The organism is Paracoccus sp. IB05, assembly GCF_016405985.1.
Taxonomy (GTDB): domain Bacteria; phylum Pseudomonadota; class Alphaproteobacteria; order Rhodobacterales; family Rhodobacteraceae; genus Pseudogemmobacter.
Genome location: NZ_JAEFCF010000089.1, coordinates 1 through 1,425 on the forward strand (window position 1 = coordinate 1; position 1,425 = coordinate 1,425).

The window sequence follows — 1,425 nt, forward strand, 5'->3', positions numbered from 1 at the left end:
CCTCAGATATCGAGAGTATTTTGTTTTTCCCATTGTGTGAAATGGCCGCAATATTCGTTCCATTCCTGGGTTTTCATCTTGATGAAGGCGTTTGAGAATTCCTCGCCGAGGGCGGCTTTGAGGCCTTCATCGGCATCGAAGGCGCGGATGGCGTCGAGGAGGTTCAAAGGCAGTTTCGGCGCGTTTTTGACCAGATGGCCTTCGGTGTAGAAGTTGATATCCGAGCGCGGGCCCGGATCGGCATTGGTGCGGATGCCGTCGAGGCCGGCGGCAAGGATGACGGCCTGCATCAGATAGGGGTTTGCGGCGCCGTCGGGGAGGCGGAGCTCGAACCGGCCGGGGCCGGGGACGCGGACCATATGGGTGCGGTTATTGCCGGTCCAGGTCACCGAATTCGGCGCCCAGGTGGCGCCTGACGAGGTGCGGGGCGCGTTGATGCGCTTGTAGGAATTGACCGTCGGGTTGCAGATCAGCGCCAGCGCCGAGGCGTGTTTCATGATGCCGCCGAGGAAGGCGCGGCCCTTGTCGGAGAGGCCGAGCTCTTTGCTGTCATCGGAAAAGGCGTTCGATTTGCCGTCCATGGTCCAGACCGAGATATGGGCATGGCAGCCATTGCCGGTCTTGCCCATCAGGGGTTTGGGCATGAAGGTGGCGCGCAGCCCGTATTTCTCGGCCAGAACCCGGGTCATGAATTTGAAGAAGGCGTGCTTGTCGGCGGTGGCCAGCACATCGTCATATTTCCAGTTCATCTCGAACTGGCCATTCGCGTCTTCATGGTCGTTCTGATAGGGTTCCCAGCCGAGATCGAGCATCGCATCGGCGATCTCTTTGATCAGGTCATAGCGGCGCAGGATGGCGTTCTGATCATAGCAGGGCTTGACCGCATCGTCGAATTCATCGGCGACGGCGGAGCCATCGGGGTTGAGCAGGAAGAATTCCGGCTCGACGCCGGTTTTGACGCGCAGGCCCAGCTCGGCGGCTTCATCGACCAGCTTCCGGAGCACATTGCGCGGCGCCTGGTCGAGGGGCTTTTCCGACATGACCGGGTTCGAGGCGACCCAGGCGATCTCGGGGTTCCAGGGCAGCTGGATCACGGTCGAGGGGTCGGGGACGGCCAGCATATCGGGATGCGCCGGGGTGACGTCAAGCCAGGTCGCAAAGCCCGCGAAACCGGCGCCATCCTTGCACATGCCCTCGATCGCGCAGGTCGGCACCAGCTTGGCGCGCTGATAGCCGAGAAGGTCAGTGAAGGAGATCATGAAATAGCGGATGCCGCGTGCTTCGGCATATGCCTTCAGTTCGGCACCGGTCTGCGGCTTTGCGCTTTGCCCTTTGTCCAAGGCCATTTTGTTCGATTCCCTGTTGTTTTGATGCAGCTGGCCCGTCGAGGGGCTGGCCCGATGTTGTGAAAGGGAAAGCCGGCCC

General features: G+C 61.0%; 1 protein-coding gene. It reads right to left on the minus strand.

Translation table 11 applies throughout. The annotated features are described in order from the left end of the window. Window positions 1–2 precede the first annotated feature (2 nt). Window positions 3–1,346 carry a type III glutamate--ammonia ligase gene (glnT, locus tag JC607_RS25150; RefSeq protein ID WP_198839441.1) on the minus strand — a complete coding sequence of 448 codons (1,344 nt, stop codon included), beginning with the start codon at window positions 1,344–1,346 and terminating at the stop codon, window positions 3–5. Between the last annotated feature and the right edge of the window lie 79 nt (window positions 1,347–1,425).

What these genes read in the sequence shown, in the direction of transcription:
- glnT (WP_198839441.1), bottom strand. Translation starts at nt 1,346, where the DNA reads ATGGCCTTGGACAAAGGGCAAAGCGCAAAGCCGCAGACCGGTGCCGAA.